This window comes from Kitasatospora griseola (assembly GCF_044999035.1).
GTDB classification, from domain to species: Bacteria; Actinomycetota; Actinomycetes; order Streptomycetales; family Streptomycetaceae; genus Kitasatospora; species Kitasatospora griseola.
The window spans coordinates 1,778,632-1,797,230 of record NZ_CP173360.1 but is presented as its reverse complement, the minus strand read 5'-3'; the positions used below and the strand labels follow the sequence as shown (position 1 = coordinate 1,797,230).

General features: G+C 72.9%; 15 protein-coding genes. 11 read left to right on the top strand and 4 right to left on the bottom strand.

The window, feature by feature from the left end:
• Nucleotides 1-108 precede the first annotated feature (108 nt).
• Both ACI1MP_RS08405 and ACI1MP_RS08400 read left to right on the top strand, forming a co-directional pair.
• A complete protein-coding gene (locus tag ACI1MP_RS08405; protein ID WP_380336268.1) occupies nucleotides 109-1,950 on the top strand; it encodes a glycoside hydrolase family 15 protein in 1,842 nt (613 codons plus the stop codon).
• Nucleotides 1,951-1,977: 27 nt separating this feature from the next.
• Entirely contained in the window at nucleotides 1,978-3,003 is a 1,026-nt protein-coding gene (locus tag ACI1MP_RS08400; protein WP_404868212.1) for an alcohol dehydrogenase catalytic domain-containing protein, read from the top strand.
• A gap of 7 nt (nucleotides 3,004-3,010) precedes the next feature.
• On the opposite strand, the gene ACI1MP_RS08395 is transcribed toward ACI1MP_RS08400, so the two are convergent.
• The gene (locus ACI1MP_RS08395) at nucleotides 3,011-5,026 is read right to left on the bottom strand and encodes an HAD-IIB family hydrolase (RefSeq protein WP_404868211.1); all 2,016 of its coding nucleotides are present in this window, start codon (nucleotides 5,024-5,026) and stop codon (nucleotides 3,011-3,013) included.
• 400 nt (nucleotides 5,027-5,426) lie between these two features.
• Nucleotides 5,427-6,350: a carbohydrate kinase family protein gene (locus ACI1MP_RS08390; protein WP_404868210.1), complete on the bottom strand. Its 924-nt coding sequence runs from the start codon at nucleotides 6,348-6,350 to the stop codon at nucleotides 5,427-5,429.
• 141 nt (nucleotides 6,351-6,491) lie between these two features.
• Between ACI1MP_RS08390 and ACI1MP_RS08385 the strand changes: the two genes are divergently transcribed.
• From ACI1MP_RS08385 to ACI1MP_RS08370, 4 genes are all read left to right on the top strand, one after another.
• Complete coding sequence (locus tag ACI1MP_RS08385; protein WP_380336279.1) at nucleotides 6,492-7,226, top strand: SDR family NAD(P)-dependent oxidoreductase; 735 nt, start codon at nucleotides 6,492-6,494, stop codon at nucleotides 7,224-7,226.
• Between the two features lie 273 nt (nucleotides 7,227-7,499).
• Nucleotides 7,500-8,663, top strand: coding sequence for a UDP-N-acetylglucosamine 2-epimerase (locus tag ACI1MP_RS08380; protein ID WP_404870776.1), 1,164 nt, complete (start codon nucleotides 7,500-7,502; stop codon nucleotides 8,661-8,663).
• A 3-nt stretch (nucleotides 8,664-8,666) separates the two neighbouring features.
• Complete coding sequence (locus ACI1MP_RS08375) at nucleotides 8,667-9,788, top strand: DegT/DnrJ/EryC1/StrS family aminotransferase (RefSeq protein ID WP_404868209.1); 1,122 nt, start codon at nucleotides 8,667-8,669, stop codon at nucleotides 9,786-9,788.
• Between the two features lie 16 nt (nucleotides 9,789-9,804).
• Nucleotides 9,805-10,899, top strand: a complete 1,095-nt coding sequence (locus ACI1MP_RS08370; RefSeq protein WP_380336283.1) for a Gfo/Idh/MocA family oxidoreductase — start codon at nucleotides 9,805-9,807, stop codon at nucleotides 10,897-10,899.
• A gap of 63 nt (nucleotides 10,900-10,962) precedes the next feature.
• On the opposite strand, the gene ACI1MP_RS08365 is transcribed toward ACI1MP_RS08370, so the two are convergent.
• Both ACI1MP_RS08365 and ACI1MP_RS08360 read right to left on the bottom strand, forming a co-directional pair.
• The gene (locus tag ACI1MP_RS08365; protein WP_404868208.1) at nucleotides 10,963-12,249 is read right to left on the bottom strand and encodes a cytochrome P450; all 1,287 of its coding nucleotides are present in this window, start codon (nucleotides 12,247-12,249) and stop codon (nucleotides 10,963-10,965) included.
• A 16-nt stretch (nucleotides 12,250-12,265) separates the two neighbouring features.
• Nucleotides 12,266-13,621: a glutamine synthetase family protein gene (locus ACI1MP_RS08360; RefSeq protein WP_404868207.1), complete on the bottom strand. Its 1,356-nt coding sequence runs from the start codon at nucleotides 13,619-13,621 to the stop codon at nucleotides 12,266-12,268.
• 332 nt (nucleotides 13,622-13,953) lie between these two features.
• Here ACI1MP_RS08360 and ACI1MP_RS08355 point away from each other — a divergent pair, with 332 nt between their 5' ends.
• The 5 genes from ACI1MP_RS08355 to ACI1MP_RS08335 are packed head-to-tail and all read left to right on the top strand — an operon-like array spanning nucleotide 13,954 to nucleotide 18,596.
• Entirely contained in the window at nucleotides 13,954-14,142 is a 189-nt protein-coding gene (locus ACI1MP_RS08355) for a ferredoxin (protein ID WP_043910603.1), read from the top strand.
• Nucleotides 14,143-14,146: 4 nt separating this feature from the next.
• Complete coding sequence (locus tag ACI1MP_RS08350; protein WP_404868206.1) at nucleotides 14,147-15,358, top strand: NAD(P)/FAD-dependent oxidoreductase; 1,212 nt, start codon at nucleotides 14,147-14,149, stop codon at nucleotides 15,356-15,358.
• A gap of 9 nt (nucleotides 15,359-15,367) precedes the next feature.
• Complete coding sequence (locus ACI1MP_RS08345; RefSeq protein WP_404868205.1) at nucleotides 15,368-16,177, top strand: acetoacetate decarboxylase family protein; 810 nt, start codon at nucleotides 15,368-15,370, stop codon at nucleotides 16,175-16,177.
• Between the two features lie 30 nt (nucleotides 16,178-16,207).
• Nucleotides 16,208-17,671, top strand: coding sequence for an aldehyde dehydrogenase (locus ACI1MP_RS08340; RefSeq protein WP_380336292.1), 1,464 nt, complete (start codon nucleotides 16,208-16,210; stop codon nucleotides 17,669-17,671).
• Entirely contained in the window at nucleotides 17,664-18,596 is a 933-nt protein-coding gene (locus ACI1MP_RS08335; protein WP_380336295.1) for a 3,4-dihydroxyphenylacetate 2,3-dioxygenase, read from the top strand. Before ACI1MP_RS08340 ends, ACI1MP_RS08335 begins: the two co-directional genes overlap by 8 nt.
• Nucleotides 18,597-18,599 lie beyond the last annotated feature (3 nt).

The following is an 18,599-nucleotide window of genomic DNA, read 5'->3' as shown; positions in this document are numbered from 1 at the left end:
CCGGCGCGCTTGTGGTCGCGGTCTTCCTCGGCGCTCCAGCGGGCCGCGATCTAGCATGAAACAGAAGGTTCGGCTCGATGCCCCGCACCGTTCGGGTGAGGAGGCCGCATGGGACGGCCAGGCAGCACTGGCGGATTCGACCGGTTGGGCGGGTACCGGTACCTGCCGATCTCCGAACACGGACTGATCGGCGACCTGCGGACCGCCGCGCTGGTCGCGACGGACGGCACCATCGACTGGTACTGCTGCCCGCGCTTCGACGCGCCGAGCATGTTCGCGTCCGTGCTGGACGCGGACCGCGGCGGCCGCTTCGAGCTGGCGGCGGACGTGCCGGCCCGGACCAGGCAGTTCTACTTCCCCGACACCAACGTGCTGATCACCCGGTTCTTCGCCGCGGACGGGGTGGCCGAGATCCAGGACTTCATGCCGGTCGTCGACGAGTCGCGCGAGGCGGACCGGCACCGGCTGATCCGCCGCGTGGTCAGCGTCCGCGGAACGCTGCCGTTCCGGGCGACGGTCGCCCCGCGCTTCGGCTACGGGACGCAGCAGCACACGGTGGAGCTCGTGGGCGGCCACGCGGTGTTCCATTCACCGGAGTTGGACATCGCACTGACCGCCACCGTGCCGGTGGAGACCGACGGACAGGACGTCTCGGCGCACTTCAAGCTGCTGGAGGGCGAGTCCGCGGTGTTCGCGCTGGACCGGGTGAGCGACGCGATCGGCCCGCGGGCCTGCCCCAACCGGGAGGCGGAGCAGCAGTTCCAGGCCACCGTCCGGTTCTGGCGCCACTGGCTGTCCCAGTCGCGCTACCACGGCCGGTGGCGGGAGATGGTGCACCGCTCCGCCCTGCTGCTGAAACTGCTCACCTACGCGCCCACCGGCGCGATCATCGCCGCCCCGACCACCAGCCTGCCCGAGCAGGTCGGCGGCGAACGCAACTGGGACTACCGCTACGTCTGGGTCCGCGACGCCGCGTTCTGCATCTACGCCATGCTCAGGCTGGGCTTCACCGCGGAGGCCGAGGCGTTCATGGGCTTCATCTCCGAGACCGGCATCATGCGCGGCACCGGCGAGAGCGGACCGTTGCAGATCATGTACGGCATCGACGGCCGCTGCGACCTCCCCGAGCGGGAACTCGCCCACCTGGAGGGCCACTTGGGCTCGGCCCCGGTGCGGGTCGGGAACGCGGCCACCGGGCAGCTCCAACTGGACATCTACGGCGCGCTGATCGACTCCGTCTACCTGTACGACAAGTGGGGCCAATCGATCAGCAGCGGGCACTGGGACGAGGTCGGCGCCGTGGTGGACTGGCTCTGCGACCACTGGGACCAGCCCGACGAGGGGATCTGGGAGACCCGGGCGGGCCGCCGCGACTTCGTCTACTCGCGCCTGATGTGCTGGGTCGCGCTCGAACGCGCGATCCGGATGGCGAACCGCAGGGGCCTGCCCGCCGACCTGCCGCGCTGGCAGCGGGCCCGCGACGCGATCTACCGGCAGATCATGGCCCGCGGCTGGTCGACCGAGCGCGGCGCGTTCGTCCAGGGGCTGGACGACAAGGTCCTGGACGCCTCCCTGCTGATGATGCCGATGGCCAAGTTCATCTCGCCCACCGACCCCAAGTGGCTGTCCACCCTGGACGCGCTCACCTCCGACCTGGTCTCCGACTCGCTGGTCTACCGCTACGACCCGACGGCCAGCCCCGACGGGCTGCGGGGCGCCGAGGGCACGTTCTCGATCTGCTCCTTCTGGTACGTCGAGGCGCTGGCCCGGGCCGGCCGGCTGGAGGAGGCCCGGCTGGCGTTCGAGAAGATGCTCACCTACGCCAACCACGTCGGCCTGTTCGCCGAGGAGATCGGCCGCACCGGTGAGCAACTCGGCAACTTCCCCCAGGCGTTCACCCACCTCTCGCTGATCAGCGCCGCCTTCAACCTGGACCGCGCACTCGGCTGAACACCCCCCATACTCAGGAGCGCTGACATGGGCACCTACCGCGTCATGCAGGCCACCGCCCCCAACGGCCCGCTGGAGCCGGCCGAACGCGCGGTTCCACCGCCCGGCCCCCGGCAGGTCCGCATCGCCGTCGAAGCCTGCGGGGTCTGCCACAGCGACGCGCTCTTCCTGAGCGGCGCGCTGCCCGGAGTCACCTTCCCCGAGGTGCCGGGCCACGAGATCGCCGGCCGGATCGAGGAGTTGGGCGAGGGCGCGACAGACTTCGGCCGGCAGACCGGGGACCGGGTGGCGGTCGGCTGGTTCGGCGGCAGCTGCGGGCACTGCCGGCCGTGCCGGGAGGGCGACTTCATCGTCTGCCCCAACCTCAAGGTCCCCGGCTGGGCCTACGACGGCGGGTTCGCCGAGAAGGTGATCGCCCCCGTCGATGCCCTGGCCCGGATCCCGGACGCGCTGACGGCAGTCGACGCCGCGCCGCTGTCCTGCGCGGGCGTGACCGTCTTCAACGGCATGCGACGCAGCCCCGCCCGCCCCGGCGACCTGGTCGCGGTGCTCGGCCTCGGCGGCCTGGGGCACCTCGGTGTGCAGTACGCCGCCGCGATGGGCTTCGAGACGGTGGCGATCGCCCGGGGCCGCGAGAAGGCCGCCTTCGCCGAGCAACTCGGCGCCCACCACTACCTCGACAGCACCTCCGACACCCCCGTCGCCGCCGCACTCCAGGCCCTCGGCGGCGCCAAGGTCGTCCTGGCCACCGCCGCCAACGCCGACGCCATGACCGCCACCGTGGACGGCCTCGCCCCCCGCGGAGAACTCGTCGTCATCGGAGCCGACACCACCCCCCTCGCCATCACCCCGGCCCAACTCCTGATGTCCGCCCGCACCATCCGCGGCCACCCCTCCGGCACCGCCCAGGACGTCCAGGACACCATGGCCTTCAGCGCCCTCCACGACATCCGCCCCGTGACCGAAACCCTCCCCCTCACCCACGCCGAGCAGGCCTACCAGAAGATGCTCACCGGCCGGGCCCGCTTCCGAATGGTCCTCACCATGGCCTGACGGGCCGTCAAGAGTTCTGCGGGGCCTGTCGGATGGCGTCGATGACGTGGGTTGCCCAGTCGGCCGGGCGGTCGTGGCCGAGGAGGGTGGAGAGGTGGGTCATGCGGGTGCGGCGTTCGGTGGGGGTGGTGGTGAGGGCTCGGGTCAGTTGGGTGGTGAGGTCGTCGGGGGAGTGGGGGTCGGTGAGGAGGGCGGCGGGGGCGAACTGGGTGGCGGCGCCGGTGTGGTGGGAGAGGACCAGGATGCCCGGGTGGGGGAGGGTGGATTGGGCGGCGATGAACTCCTTGGCCGTCAGGTTCATTCCGTCCTGGAGTGACGTCACCCAGAAGACGTCGGCCGCCAGGTACTCGTCGACCACCTCGGCGAACGACAGGCTGTGCGGACGGTAGTCGACGGGCTGCCAACCGGCTTGCTGCCAACGGGCGTTGACTTCGGCTATCCGGTGTTCGAGCAGGTCTCGGGTGGTGTCGTAGGCGGTGATCCCCGGTTCGGGCGGCGGGCAGATCAGGCGGAAGGTCACCCGGCCGCGCAGGTCGGGGCGGGCGGCGAGGAGGCGGTCCAGGGCGTCGACCTTCTGGACGGGGGCCTTGGCGTAGTCGAGGCGTTCGACGGACAGCACCAGGTGGTCGACCGGTGGGCGGGGCGCGGGAGTTCGGGTCCGGGCGAGGGCTTCGACGGCCGGGCGGTCGACGCCGAGCGGGTGGACCCCGGTGCGGGGCGGGGAAGGCAGGGCACGGCGGAAGTGCGACGCGAAGGCGGCGGTGTGGAAGCCGGCCCAGTCGAGGCAGGCGAGGGAGGCGCGCAGTTCGGCGGCGACCGGGAGGGTGGCGAACACCTCGGGGGCGGGGAACGGCGTGTGGTGGAACAGTCCGATGCGCAGGTCGGGTCGGGCAGCGCGGAGGAGGCCGGGGACCAGCCAGAGGTTGTAGTCGTGCAGCCAGACGGTCGCGCCGGGGGCAGCGCGAGTGGTGATGTGGTCGGCGAAGCGGGCGTTGACGGCACGGTAGGCGGCCCAGGAGTCGGGGTCGAGGACGGAGCGTTCCGGCTCGGACATCAGCACCGGCCAGAGGGTCTCCTTGCAGGCCCGGTGGAAGTAGCCGCTCCACTGCTCGGCACTCAGCGGGACGAGCGAGAGGCGGTCGAGGGACGGCGGCACCGGGGTCGAGGTGGCGGCGACCCAGAGGCCCGGTAGGCCGTCGGCGAAGACGCTGGTCAGGGTGGGCAGGATGCCGTTGGGGCTGGTCGGCGGTCGGTGCTGCGGGGGCGGGCGGTGATAGCCGACGACGAGTGCGTGCCGGGCCGGCGGAGGGGTGACCCAACCCAGAGTCTGAAGGGCCGTCAGGATGCCTGCCGCGCCCGGCCGGTCGGGTCGGTGGACCAGCGGGTCGTTGCCGACCGCCGCGTCGAACGCGGCTTCCGCGCCGCCCACGACCACGCCGTGCGTGCCGAGCCGGAACAGCGACAGGTCGTTGAGCGAGTCCCCGGCCACCAGGATCGACCGGGCCGGCCAGTTCAGCTTCTCCGCCAGTGCGCGCAGCGCCCCGCCCTTGGACGCCTCCGGCGGCAGCACGTCGAAGTAGCGGTCGCCCGAGTACACCCAGGCCAGTCCCAACGCGGCCACCGCGGAGGCGAGTTCCTCGGTGAGCCCGGCCGGGTCCAGGTAGTACGAGCAGCGGCCGTCCTGCGGCACCTCGTCCTGGTGCCGGAGCGCGCGGAAGCGCTCCAGCGCGGCCCGCACCTGCGGCGCTCCCGGCCAGCCGGCGCGCAGTTGCCCCTGCAGGGGTTCGACAGGGGAGAAGTCGGTGCCGTCGAGGAGGGTGGCGCCGACGTCGGCGATGATCCACCGGGGGCGCGGGACCAGCGGGTCGCGCAGGACCTCCCGGACGGAGTCCGGCCCGCGGCCGGTGGCGAAGACCACCGTCACCTCGGGGTGGCGGGCCAGTGCCTCCCGCAGCCGCAGCCGGTCCTCGGCGTCGCCGCCGAGCAGGGTGCCGTCCAGATCCGTGACCAGAATCCTCGACATTCGACGGACGCTAACACGGCGACCGGATGTGGTGAAGGGGTCACGCGGGGTGCTGGGGAGGCGCTCCGGCCGAACTCCGCCGCGCGCAAGGGCCGCGCCCGGGCCGGACGGCGGCGGATCCGCGGACCGTGGGCCGTGGGCCGGGAGGGCTCGGCCGTCCAGCCGGCCGTCCAGCCGGCCGTCCAGCCGGCCGTCCGGCCGTGGACGACGGTCGGGTCGAAGCAGTCGCCGGTTGCCATGGTGTCCATGGCGGGCCGCCGCCGGGGCGAGGTCCGCCGGATGAGCCGTGCGGCGGGACTTCAAGGGCCGTCGCGTGCAGAGCGCGGGCGAGACCCCCGGAGCGGTCGTCGGCCGAAGTGTCGCCGAGCGGGTGGCGACCGGTGGCGACCGTCCCTGCCGGTCACGGGAGTCGCGCCAGCCAGCCACCGAGGTCCGCCGCGCGCAGGGCCGCGCCGGAGCCCGGGCCGGTGACGGCGGCGGAGCCGCAGGCGGCGGCGACGGCCAGGCAGGCGGGCAGGTCGTGGTCGGACAGCAGGCCGTGGACGAGGCCCGCGTTGAAGCAGTCGCCGGCCGCCGTGGTGTCCACGGCCCGCACGGGCACGGCGGGGGTGTCGTACCGTTTGCCGCCGCGGACCGCGACGGCTCCCCGGGCGTCGCGCTTGACCACCAGGGTCGGTACCAGCGCGGCGAGTTCGGCGATCGCGTCGTCGAGGTCGGCCGCGCCGGTCAGCCGGAGGGCCTCGGCGGCGTTCGGCGTGAAGACGTCGACCTCGGCGAGGACGCGGCGCACCGCCGGGTCCGCGAGCGAGGCCGGAACGTCGTGGCAGTCCATCACCACCAGCGCGCCGAGCTGCCCGGCAGCCCGAACGGCGGCCAATGTCGGCTCGTCCCAAAGGAGTTGCGGGAACATCAGGGTGCGCGGGCGGTACTGGCGCAGCAGCGGGACGAGCGGCTGCGACGCCACCGCGTCCTGGTAGCTGACCATCGCCCGGTCGTCCGGCCCGGACAGCGCGACGGTCAGGCTCCGCACCGGGCCCGGGTGGTGCCGGAACGCCCGCTCGTCCAGACCCTCCGCCCGGGCCGCCGAGAGCACCTCGGCGCTGAACACGTCCGTGCCGAAGTCGACGCTCCACACGGCCGTCCGCCCGAGCCGGTGCACCGCCATGGCCAGGGTGTACGCGCCGCCCGGCACCAGGGCGAACCCGTCGGCGAACACCTCCCTGCCGGGCTCGACCGGCCGGGGCAGGCCGTGGAACACCAGGTCCGCGAAGTAGGGCCCCGCGATCAGGACTTCACAGCCGTGCTGGTCGGTGTCGCGCTCCATCGGAGGAGCATACGGCCGTGGCGGGGGCTCCGATCGGGCCATCTTCGGTCGTTCACGGGCGGGTTCCGGCCGTTGGCGGTGGAGGCCGGGGCAGCATCGGCCGGTAGGCGGAGGTGGAGTCGGGGTCGGAAGGGAGCAGGGATGTCGGACTGTTCGAGTGCGCTGGTTCTCGGTTCGTCGCGCGGGATCGGGGCGGCGACGGCGCGGGCGTTGGACGCGCAGGGGTGTCGGGTGGTGCTGCACGGACGGACGCCGAGTGCGGGGCTGGTCGGGTTGGGGCGGGAGCTGGGGGCGCCGACGGTGGCGTTCGACCTGGCGGACGCGGCGGCGGTGCGGCGCGGGGTGGCGGACGCGGTGGCCGAGCACGGGCTGCCGCAGGTGGTGGTGTTCAGCGCGGGCGTGAACCGGGTGGTGCCGTTCGAGGAGGCGTCGCGGGAGGACGTCGCGGACGCGTTCGGGGTGAACGTGTGGGGCGCGGTGGGGGTGCTGCAGGAGCTGCTGCCGAAGATGGTCGCGCAGGGTGGCGGCGCGGTGGTGCTGGTGTCGTCGATCCGGGGCGTCGACGGCCTGGCCAGCGACCGGACGGTGTTCTACTCCATGGCGAAGGCGGCGCTGGGCAACCTGACCGTCTCGCTGGCCAAGCGCTACGCGCCGACCGTGCGGGTCAACGCCGTCGCCCCGGGCTTCACCGTCACCGACATGGTCGCGACCTGGGACGAAGGGGCGTGGCGGCAGGCCCGCGGCAACCTGCTCGGGCGGCCCGCGGAGCCGGCGGAGGTCGCCGCGGCGGTGGCGTTCCTCGCCTCGGACGCCGCCCGGCACATCACCGGCCAGACCCTGGTCGTCGACGGGGGGTACGGCCTGGCCGGCAAGTAGCGCACGGCCCGGCCGGCAGGTGGAGCACGGCCCGGGGGGAACGTAGGCCACGGCCCGGCCGGCAAGCGGAGCGCCGCCGACCTCACTCGAAAGAGTGGCGGCGGCGTCGCCGTGCCCGCCCTGCCGCCCCGGGAACGGGCCGGGTCGGCGGGCCCGGCAGGGCCGTGCGGCCGATCGGCGCAATCGCCGGACCGGCCCGCGCGGGCCGAACCTAGGCTCCTCGGTAGCTCGACGAACAGCTGGCGACAGCTGGGAGGAAGGCAGGTGGGAGACATGGACACCGGCCCGACGATCACCGTCTATCTGGGCGCACGCCCCAACACCCCCAAGGTCTGGACGCTTCAGCAGGCGGTCGGCAAGATGCGCGCGCCGGGCGCCGCCTGGTCGTACGTGCACACCGGCCAGCACTTCGACCCACGCCTCGGGCAGGGCCTGTGCGACGAGCTCGACCTGCACGTGGACCGGTGGCTGCGCTGCGGCGACGCCGCCAGCGACGCCGAGCAGCTCGGCCGGCTCTGCGCCCTGGTCGAGCGCGACCTCGACCGGCACCCGGCGGAGGCCGTGGTGGTGGTCGGCGACGTGAACTCCACCGTCGCCGCCGCGCTGGTCGCCGCCCGCCGCGGCACCCCCGTGATCCACCTGGAGGCGGGCCTGCGCTCGCCCGACCGCACACCCGAGGAGGCCAACCGCCGCATCGTCACCGCCTGCACCGACCACCACCTGGCCACCACCGCCGAGGCCGTGGACGCGCTGCACGGCGAAGGCGTGCCGGCCGGGCAGGTGCACTTCGTCGGCAACCCGATGGCCGAGTGCCACCTCGCGCACCACGACCCCGAGCGGGATGCCGCCGTCCTGGACGGCCTCGGCCTCACCCGCGGCGAGTACGTGCTGGCGACGCTGCACAAGCCGGCCGCGCTCAGCCACCCCAAGCCGGTGCTGGACGTGCTGCGCGACCTGTCGGCGCACGGCCTGCCGCCGGTGCTCCCGTTGCACCCGCGGGCCGCGGCGCACCTGGCCGACCACGGCCTGCTCGACGGCGGCCTGCGCGAGCGGGTGCTGCCGCCGCAGCCGTACCTGACCTTCGGGGCGCTGCTGCGGGGCTGCGCGTTCGTGGTGACCGACTCCGACGGCGTCCAGGAGGAGGCTGCCGCCGCCAAGGTCGCCTGCCTGGCCACCGTGCCCGGCAACGCCCGCGACGTCACCCGGGCCTGCGGCAGCACGCACTTCGCCGACAGCTGGCTGCACCTGCCGACCCCGCAGATCCGCGCGCTGGCCGCCGACCGGCCCACCCGCCGCCCCGAACGCTGGGACGCCCGGGTCAGCGACCGGACGGCCACCGCCCTCGACGGCATCCTGCCCACGCTGCCGCACCGCGGCGTCCACCCCCGCGCGGAGCGCCTGAGCTCCCCCTCGAAAACCCCTCGGACGGAGGGCTGACTCATGAGCAGGCTCCTGCACGTGCCGTTCACCGGCGCCGACCGTGAATTCGACGACATCGGCCCGGAGATGATGACGGCGATCGAAAAGGTATTCCGCTCGGGCCAGGTGATGAACGGGGAATCCGTGAACCGCCTGGAACAGACCCTGGCGGACCTCGCCGGCCGCGCCCACGCCCGGGTGGTGAACTCGGGCACCGACGCGGTGTACTTCGCCCTGGTGGCGGCCGGCGTCGGCGAGGGCGACGAGGTGCTGGTCGGCGACATCTCGTTCGTCGCGACGCTGCACGCGATCGTCCGGACCGGCGCGACCCCGGTGTTCGTCGACGTGACCGACGAGGGCACCATCGACCTCGACCTGGCCGAGGAGGCCGTCGGGCCGCGCACCAAGGCGCTGGTGATGGTGCAGCTGTACGGGCGGATGGCCGCGCCCGACCCGGTGGAGAAGTTCGCCCGGGCGCACGGCCTGGCGCTGGTCGAGGACGCGGCGCAGTCGCTGGGCGCCGAGGTGTCCGGGCGACGCAGCGGCACGCTGGGGCTGGCCGGCTGCCACAGCTTCGACGCGATGAAGGTGATCCCCGCGCCGGGAACGGGCGGTGTGGTGCTGACGGACGACCCGGCCGTCGCCGACAGCGTCGAACAGCTGCGCCGCTGGGGCTTCTCGCACGCCGGCACCGTGGTGCGGCTGGGGCACAACTCGCAGATGTCCTCGCTGACCGCCGCCGTCCTCGCGGTCAAACTCGACCAGGAGGAACGGTGGTTGAAGCAGCGCCGGGCGACCGCCTCGACCTACTCGGCGGCCTTCGGCGACCTCGGGTGCGGCCTGCCGGAGCACGGCTCGTTCCGCGAGAACATCTTCCACAAGTACGTCCTGCGCACCCCGCGCCGGGACGAGCTGGCCGCCGCCCTGAAGGCCGCCGGCGTCGAGACCCTCGTGCACTACCCGTACGCGCTGCACGAACTGCCGTTCATGGCACGGCACCCGCACCGGGTGGTCGGCGACGGCCGGGCGAAGAAGCACGCCGACGAGGTGATCTCGCTGCCGATCCACCCCTACCTCACCGACCAGGAGATCGACCACGTCGTGACCAGCACCCGCGAAGTGCTCGCCGCGGCCGGCCGATGAACAGGCGGAGGACACCATGACCACCACCACCGGGCAGGTCCGCTACCAGTTCGAGTACGAGGACCCGATCCGCTGCGCCTTCATCGGCGCCGGCGGGCACTCGTACCGGAACATCTACCCGTCGTTCCAGTACGCCCCGGTCGACCTGCGGGCGATCTGCGACCTCGACGGCGACCGGGCCGCCAAGTACGCGCGGATCTTCGGCGCCGCCCACACCTACACCGACCACCGGGAGATGCTGGAGCGGGAGCGGCCGACCGCGGTGTTCATCGTGACGGCGTACGACCCGGACGGGCGGCTCCAGGCCGTCGACCTGGCGCTGGACTGCCTGGCGGCCGGGGCGCACGTGTGGATGGAGAAACCCACCGCGACGTCGACCGCCGAGGTCGAGCAGCTCCAGGCAGCGGCGCGCAGCGCCGGCCGCACCGTGGTGACCGGGATGAAGACGGTGTTCTCGCCGGTGATGTCCCGGGTGAAGGAGATCGTCTCCGGGGCGGAGTTCGGCGGGCCCTCGTCGATCTCCGTCCGCTACCCGCTGTCGATGCCGGCGTACGAACGGCGCACCGACCTGGTGGCGATGAACTGGTTCCTGGACTGCATCTTCCATCCGGCCGCCGTGCTGCTCCACCTGATGGGCCCGCTCGACCGGATCAGCCACGAGTGGGAGGAGCGCACCGGGGCCAGCGTCACCGTGATGCGGTTCGAATCGGGCGCGATCGGGACGCTGCACCTCACGGCGGGGGAGTCGCCGAGCAGCCCGTCCAGCCGGGTGGAGGTGATCGGCGACAATGCCAACGTGGTGGTGGAGAACGGGACTTCGGTCACCTACTACCGTCCGACGCCGGCCCGCGCGTACGGCCGCACCGGTTCGTTCATGGTGCCGACGGAGAGCGCGCCGCTGCACTGGGAGCCCGAGTACTCCTACGGGCAGCTCTACAACAAGAACCTCTTCTACCTGGGGTACGTCGACGAGATCGGCTACTTCTGCGACTGCGTGCGGAACGGCACCGCCCCCGAACTCGGTTCGCTCGACCAGGCGTTCCACATCCTGCAGCTCTTCGAGGCCTACCGCCGCGCGGAGCCGGGGACGTGGACGACCGTCAAGGTGTGACGGGGCGACACGGCAGCGACCCCGCCGGCGGCTGCCGTCGGCGGGGTCCCGGCGGTGCCGGTCTCAGGCGAGGGTGACCGAGACGGGCAGCTTCTTGATGCCGTTGACGAAGTTGGAGCGGACCCGGGGGACGTCGCCGGCCAGCTCGATCGAGGCCAGACGGGGGATGAGCTCCTCGAACATGATGCGGATCTCGGTGCGGGCGAGCAGGTTGCCCAGGCACAGGTGCGGGCTGCCCTTGCCGAAGGTGATGTGGTCGTTGTCCTGCCGGGTGACGTCGAAGTCGTAGGGGTTGCCGAAGACCTCCTCGTCGCGGTTGCCGGAGGCGAACCACATGACGACCTTGTCGCCCTCCTTGATCCGCTTGCCGCCGAGCTCGACGTCGCGGGTGGCGGTGCGACGGAAGTGGTAGACGGGGGAGGACCAGCGCAGGAACTCCTCGACCGCGGCGGGGATCAGCGAGGGGTCCTGCTGGAGGCGGGCGAGCTGCTCGGGGTGCTGGAGCAGGGCCAGCATGGAGTGGCTGATGGTGTGCCGGGTGGTCTCGTTGCCGGCCACCACCAGCAGCAGGAAGTAGTTGTCGAAGTCCTGCGCGGACAGCGGCACGCCGTCCTTCGGGGTCTCGTTGACCAGCCGGGAGATCAGGTCGGTGCCCGCTCCGCCGCGGCGCTGCGCGGCGAGTTCGCGGCCGTAGGCGAACACCTCCAGCGAGGCGGGGGAGCGGAACGGCAGGTCGCGGTACTTCTCGCTCTCCGCGGAGTGCAGCAGGACGTCGGCGTAGTCGGGGTCGGTGTTGCCGATGATCCGGTTGCCCCAGTCGATGAGCTGCTGGTTGTCCTCCGGCGGGACGTCCAGCAGCCGGGCCAGGACGTTGATCGGGAAGTCGGCGGAGACCTCCTTGACGAAGTCGAAGGTGCCCTTGGCGAGCGCGGCGTCCAGCGTGGTGGCGGTCAGGCCGCGCAGGAAGTCGGCGTAGCTGTTGATCACGCTCGCGCCGAACTGGCGCTGCAGCAGGCTGCGCAGGGCGCGGTGACGGACGCCGTCGAGCTCCAGGATGGAGGCGCGCTTCTTGATCTGGTCGTCGTCGACCTCCTCCAGGTTGACGAACCGGGCGGAGGTGAAGGTCTCGGCGTCGCGGTCGACGCGGGCGATGTCGGCGTGCTTGGTGAGCGCCCAGAAGCCGGAGTTGGGCGCCTCCTCCGCCTGCCAGTGCACCGGGTCCTGGTGGCGCAGGGTGTGGAACATCCGCCACGGGGTGACGCCGTCGGTGAAGTTGTCGAGATCGGCCAGGTTCACCTGGTCCAGCGGCATCGGCTCGGACGCGGCGGACCGGTCGGGTGCGGTGGTCATGGGTTCGCTCCTCGGCTTACAGGTGGTAGGCGTACTCGGTGAACTCCCAGTCGGTGACGTGCCGATGGAAGCGGGCGACCTCGTCGCGCTTGTACGAGAGGTAGGCGGTGGTGAAGTCCTTGCCGAGCACCTCGGTCAGCGCGGTGTCGGCCTCCAGCGCGTCGAGCGCGTCGGGCAGCGATTGCGGCAGGACCGGGGACTTGGCGGGGTCGTAGCCGTAGCCCTCCAGCGGGGCGGGCGGCTCGTCGCCGGCCACCACGCCGAGCAGCGCCGCCGCGACGGTGCCGGCGATCAGCAGGTAGGGGTTGGCGCTGGCGTCGCCCAGGCGCAGTTCGAAGCGGGCGCCGGCGCCGCGCTCCGGCGGGATGCGGACCATGGCGCTGCGGTTGTCCAGGCCCCAGTCGATCAGCCAGGGGGCGAGGGTGTCGGGGCCGAAGCGCTTGTAGGAGTTGACCGTCGGGTTGGACAGCGCGGCGAGCGCGGGGGCGTGCGCGAGGATGCCGGCCACCGCGTGCCGGGCGGTGGTGCTCAGGCCGTACGGCGCGGACGGGTCGGCGAACAGGTTGCCGCCCCCGTCGTCGGTGCAGGACAGGTGCAGGTGGAAGCCGGAGCCGCCGGCGCCCATGAACGGCTTGGCCATGAAGGTGGCCAACCGGCCTTCCTGGCGGGCGAGTTCCTTGACGGCGGCCTTGAAGCGGAAGGCCCGGTCGGCGGCCGACATGGCGTCCGAGTGGGTCAGGTTGATCTCGAACTGCCCGCCGTCGAACTCGTGGTTGCCGCTGGTGACGCCGATGTTCAGCTCCCGCAACCGGCGCAGGGTGCGCAGCAGGTGGTTGTCGCCGTCGGCGCGCAGGCCCGCGGTGTAGACGACGCCGGCGGCGTCGCTGTAGCGGCGCCAGCCGCGGGCGGTGTCGGGGGCCGGGTCGCACAGGAAGTACTCGAGCTCCGGTCCGACGACCGGGTGCAGCCCGTACTCGCGGGCCCGGCCGACGACGGCGCGCAGCAGGTCGCGGGGCGACTCGGGGGCGGGGCGTCCGGTGGCCGGGTCGGTGACGTCGCCGAGGCAGGAGGCGACGCCGGGCTCCCAGGGCAGCGGGGTGAGGGTGTCGAGGTCGGGGCGGACGCAGATGTCGGGCAGGCCCGCGTCCAGGCCGCCGGGGACGGGGACGACGTCGCCCTGCGGGCTGGTGTGGTAGACGGCGCGGCAGAACGCGAGTCCGTGGTCGCAGGCCGAGGGCAGGTGGTCCAGCAGCACGTCCCGGGCCCGTTCGGTGCCGATCAGGTCGGGATAGGTCACCCGGACCACGTCGATGCCCTGGGCGGCCAGCCGCTCCAGGTGCTGGCGGACGGGCGGGGTGTCGGATGCGCTCACCGGTGTCTCCTGTGGGGAAGTGTGGGGCGCCGCCCGGGGCGCGGGGGTGCGGCTGCTCGCGGCGCTGGGCTGTACCGATCGAGAGACACCGGAGTTCGCGGCCCTGGGGGGAGGGGGTGCGGCGGCGTCGGGACTGCGGGGGAGGCGCAGGAACCGCTCGCTGTTGGTGGCCAACCGTAGAGACGCAGGTCACCGCCCCGCAAGGGGTCCGACGCAGAAATTTATCCATCCGTATAGCTATTGACCCGGGGTCGGTCGGTTCCTATGTTGTTTGACGCCAAATGACTTTCCCGGCGCCCCCTCAGCCCCACCCACCCCCAGGAGGACCGGCCATGCAGGTCGTCGTCGACATGAACAAGTGCCAGGACCACGGCCAGTGCGTCTTCGCCGCCCCCGACGTCTTCTCCTTCGACGAAACCGGCCGGCTCGCGTACGTCGCCGACCCCGACGAGGCCCTGCGCGCCGACGTCGAGGAGGCCGCCGACGTGTGCCCGCTGCAGGCCATCCGGATCGAAGGCTGACCCGGTGAGCACCGCGCCCGTCGTGGTCGCCGGCGCCTCCATGGCCGGCCTGCGCACCGCCGAACAGCTGCGCGCCGCCGGCTGGACCGGCCCGATCACCCTCGTCGGCGACGAACCCCACGCGCCGTACAACCGGCCCCCGCTGTCCAAGGAGGTCCTGGCCGGCAAGGCCGGGTTCGACTCGCTCGCCTTCCGTCCTCGGGCCGCCGTCGCCGATGTCGAGTGGCGGCTCGGGACCTCGGTGGTCCGTGCCGACCTCGCGCGGCAGGCCGTCGAACTCTCCGACGGCGAGAGCCTGTCGTATGCCGCGCTGGTCGCCGCCACCGGCATGCGCCCGCGCCGCCTGCGCTGCCCCGGCCCCACCGTCGGACGGCACACCGTCCGCACCCTGGACGACGCCCGGGCGCTGCGCGAAGCACTGACCGCACCCGGCGTGCGGGTGGTGGTGGTCGGCGCCGGCTTCATCGGCTGCGAGGTCGCCGCCACCGCCGTGGCCCTCGGCGCCGCCGAGGTCACCGTGGTCGACCCGCTGCCGCTGCCGATGGCCGGACCGCTCGGCGAACTGCTCGGCGGCGCGCTGAAGCGCCGTCACGAACAGCGCGGCGTCCGCTTCGCGCTCGGCTGCGGCGTCACCGGCTTCGAGGGCGAGGGCCGCGTCACCGGCGTGGCGCTCGCCGACGGCCGGGTGCTGCCCGCCGACGTGGTGGTGGAGTCGGTCGGCTCGATCGCCAACACCGAATGGCTCGACGGCAACGGACTCGACCTCACCGACGGCGTCCTCACCGACGAGCACCTGCGGGTCGGCGGCCGGCCCGAGGTGGTCGCCGTCGGCGACGTCGCCCGCTTCCCCAACGCCCGCTACGACGGCGTGCCGCGCCGCGTCGAGCACTGGTCGATCCCCACCGACACCGCCAAGCACGCCGCCAGGGTGCTGGTCGCCCACCTCGCCGACGCCGAGCACGGCCTCGACCCGTTCGCGCCGCTGCCGACCTTCTGGAGCGACCAGCACGACTTCCGCCTCCAGTCCTTCGGCGCCCCCGCCCTCGGCCGCGAGGACGTGCGCGTCCTGGACGGCGACCCCGACGGGGACGTCCTGGTCGGCTACCACCACCACGACCGCCTGATCGGCGTCGTCGCCCTCGGCGGCCAGCAGGCCGCGGCCGCCGCTGCCCGCTACCGCGCCGAGCTGCTCCGGCAGCCCGCCCCCACCGCGTAAGGAATCCAAGTGGCCAGTGTCCGTGGGTACTTCCACCCCAAGACCGCGACGGGCTCCTCGTCGCTGATCCCCTCGCCGCCGTGGCACTACTCCGGCGACCTGCTCACCGTCGAGTACCGCACCGACCCGGAGCGGGTGCGCGAACTGCTGCCCGAGCCGCTGGAGCTCGCCGACGAGGACCCCGGCGCGGTCGCGCTGATCTGGGCCGACTGGCAGTCCTGCTCCGCCTCCGGGCAGGAACTGCTCGACCCGGTGCTCGCCCAGTACAAGGAGGCGTTCGCCGTGGTCCGCTGCAAGTTCCAGGGGCAGACGTACTCGCGCTGCGTGTACATCTGGGTCGACAAGGACTTCGCGATCGCCCGCGGCCTGCACCAGGGCTACCCGAAGAAGCTCGGCTCGATCCACCAGACCCGCCCGCACGTCTACGGCCCCGCGCCGCGGATCGAGGCCGGCGCCCGGTTCGGCGCCACCCTCGCCGCCGCCGACCGGCGCCTCGCCCAGGCCGTCGTCACGCTGCGCGAGCCGTCCGGGACCAACGGGTTCGTCAACGGCCACCCGATGGCGCACCACCGCTGGCTGCCCTCGATCGAGAAGGGCCGGGGCCTCGCCCTGGACGAGCTGGTCTCCTCCGGCGCCGCCTCCTTCGAGGCCGGACCGGCCTGGGTCGGCGACTTCGACCTGGAGCTGTTCGAGTCGCCCACCGAGGAACTGGCCCGCCTGGAGATCCGCGAACCCATCGCCGCCTACTACCGGCAGGTCGGCGTGGTCTGGGACGGCGGCCGACTGCTCGCCTCCAACACCACCACCGTCGGTCAGTGAACTCCCGTTCCCAGCAAGGAAATTGACGCAATGAGCGGACACCTCACCACCGTCGCCGGGGTCGCCGTCGACACCCGGCACTGGATCGGCGGCGAACGCGTCGCCTCCGCCGCGACCTTCACCGACCACTCGCCGATCGACGGCGGCGTGCTCGGCGAGATCGCCCGCGGCACCGCGACGGAGGCGCACGCCGCCGTCGCCGCCGCCAAGGCCGCCTTCCCCGGTTGGGCCGCAACCCCGCGCGCCGAGCGGGCCCGGCTGCTGCACGCCGTCGCCGACGGCGTCGAGCGGCGGCTGGAGGACCTGGCCGTCGTGGAGACCGCCGACAACGGCGCCCTGCTGCGCTCGCACCGGCGCGGCGTCATGCCCCGGGTCGCGCACAACTTCCGGTTCTTCGCCGACTGGCTGCTGACCCTAGACCACGAGGACTTCGACACCCGCGGCCACACCAACCACGTCAGCTGGGACCCGGCCGGCCCGTGCGTGCTGATCACGCCGTGGAACGCGCCGCTGATGCTGGCCACCTGGAAGATCGCCCCGGCGCTGGCGGCCGGCAACACGGTCGTCCTCAAGCCCGCCGAGTGGACGCCGATGACGGCCTCGCTGCTCGCCGACATCGCCGCCGAGGCCGGGCTGCCGGCCGGCGTCCTCAACGTGGTGCAGGGCCTCGGCCCGGAGATCGGCGACGCGCTGACCTCGCACCCCGACGTGCGCCGGATCAGCTTCACCGGCTCCGTCCCCACCGCCAAGCACATCGCCGCGTCCGCTGCCGCCAACCTCACCCCGCTCAGCCTCGAACTCGGCGGCAAGTCACCGCTGCTGGTCTTCGCCGACGCCGACCTCGACCTCGCCGTCGAGCTCGCCGTCGAGCAGTACGACAATGCCGGGCAGGTCTGCCTGGCCGCCACCCGGCTGCTGGTCGAGGAGTCCGTCGCCGAGGAGTTCACCCGTCGCTTCGTCGAGAAGGCCGGGCAGCTGAAGCAGGGCGACCCGCGCGAGCTGCCGACCGACCTCGGCCCGAACATCCACGAGCGCCAGCTGGAGAAGATCGACGGCTTCGTGCAGCGTGCGATCGGCGCCGGCGCCCGCGCCGTCATCGGCGGCGAGCGCCTGGCCGGCCAGTTCTACGCGCCGACGCTGCTCACCGATGTCGCGCAGGACTCGGAGGTCGTCCAGGAGGAGGTCTTCGGCCCCGTCCTGACGCTGCAGACCTTCCGCGACGAGGCCGAGGCCGTCCGCCTCGCCAACGACACCCGGTTCGGCCTGGCCGCCACCCTCGCCACCGGCTCGCGCGAGCGCGCCGACCGCGTCACCGGGCAGCTGGTCGCGGGCACCGTCTGGGTCAACTGCTTCTTCGTCCGCGACCTGCAGGCCCCGTTCGGCGGCTCCCGGCACTCGGGCGTCGGCCGCGAGGGCGGCACCTGGAGCTTCGACTTCTACTGCGACGTCAAGAACACCGTCACCGCGCCGAAGGGATGGCAGGAGAATGGGTGAGATCGTCGGGGCGGGCCTGCTTGCCCACGTCCCCACCGTGGTGCTTCCCGAGGAGATCCGGCGGGAGCTGAACGAGGGCCGGGAGATCACCCTCGTCACCGGCCTCCGACAGCTGCGCGAGGAGGTGTTCGGGCGGGACGACTACGACACCGTGGTGGTGCTGGACTCGCACTGGGCGACCACCGTCGAGTTCGTGGTCACCGCGCAGCAGCGCCGGGCCGGGCTGTTCACCTCCGAGGAACTGCCGCGCGGTATGTGCCGGATGCCCTACGACTTCCCCGGCGACCCCGAACTCGCCCACAACATCGCGTCGTTCGCCGACAGGCACGGCACCTGGATCACCCCGATCGACGACCCGTACCTGCCGATCTTCTACGCCACCGTCAACCTGTGGAAGTACCTCGGCGAGGGCCTGCCCGACAAGCGCTGGGTGACCATCGGCGTCTGCCAGACCGGCGACGCGGAGGACCACCTGCGGCTCGGCCGCGCGCTGGCCGACGGCATCGCCGCCACCCCGGGCCGCCGGGTGCTGCTGATCGCCTCCGGCGCGCTGTCGCACACCTTCTGGCCGCTGCGCGAGCTCCGCAAGCACGAGTCCAGCGACCCGTCGCACATCTTCACCCCCGAGGCGCGGGCCGCCGACGAGCAGCGGATCGCGTGGTTCGCGGAAGGGCGGCACGACCGCGTGCTCGACACCATGGACGAGTTCGCCGCGTACCGGCCCGAGGCCCGGTTCGCCCACTACCTGATGATGGCCGGCGCGCTCGGCGAGCGGGAGTGCACCGCCAAGGCCCGCCAGTACGGCGAGTACGAGAACTCCATCGGCACCGGCCAGGTCCACCTCTGGTTCGACCGCCCGGACGACGGCTGGACCGGCGCCGGACTGCCCGAGGACGCACCCCGCCACCCCCACCGGCTCACCTGAGAA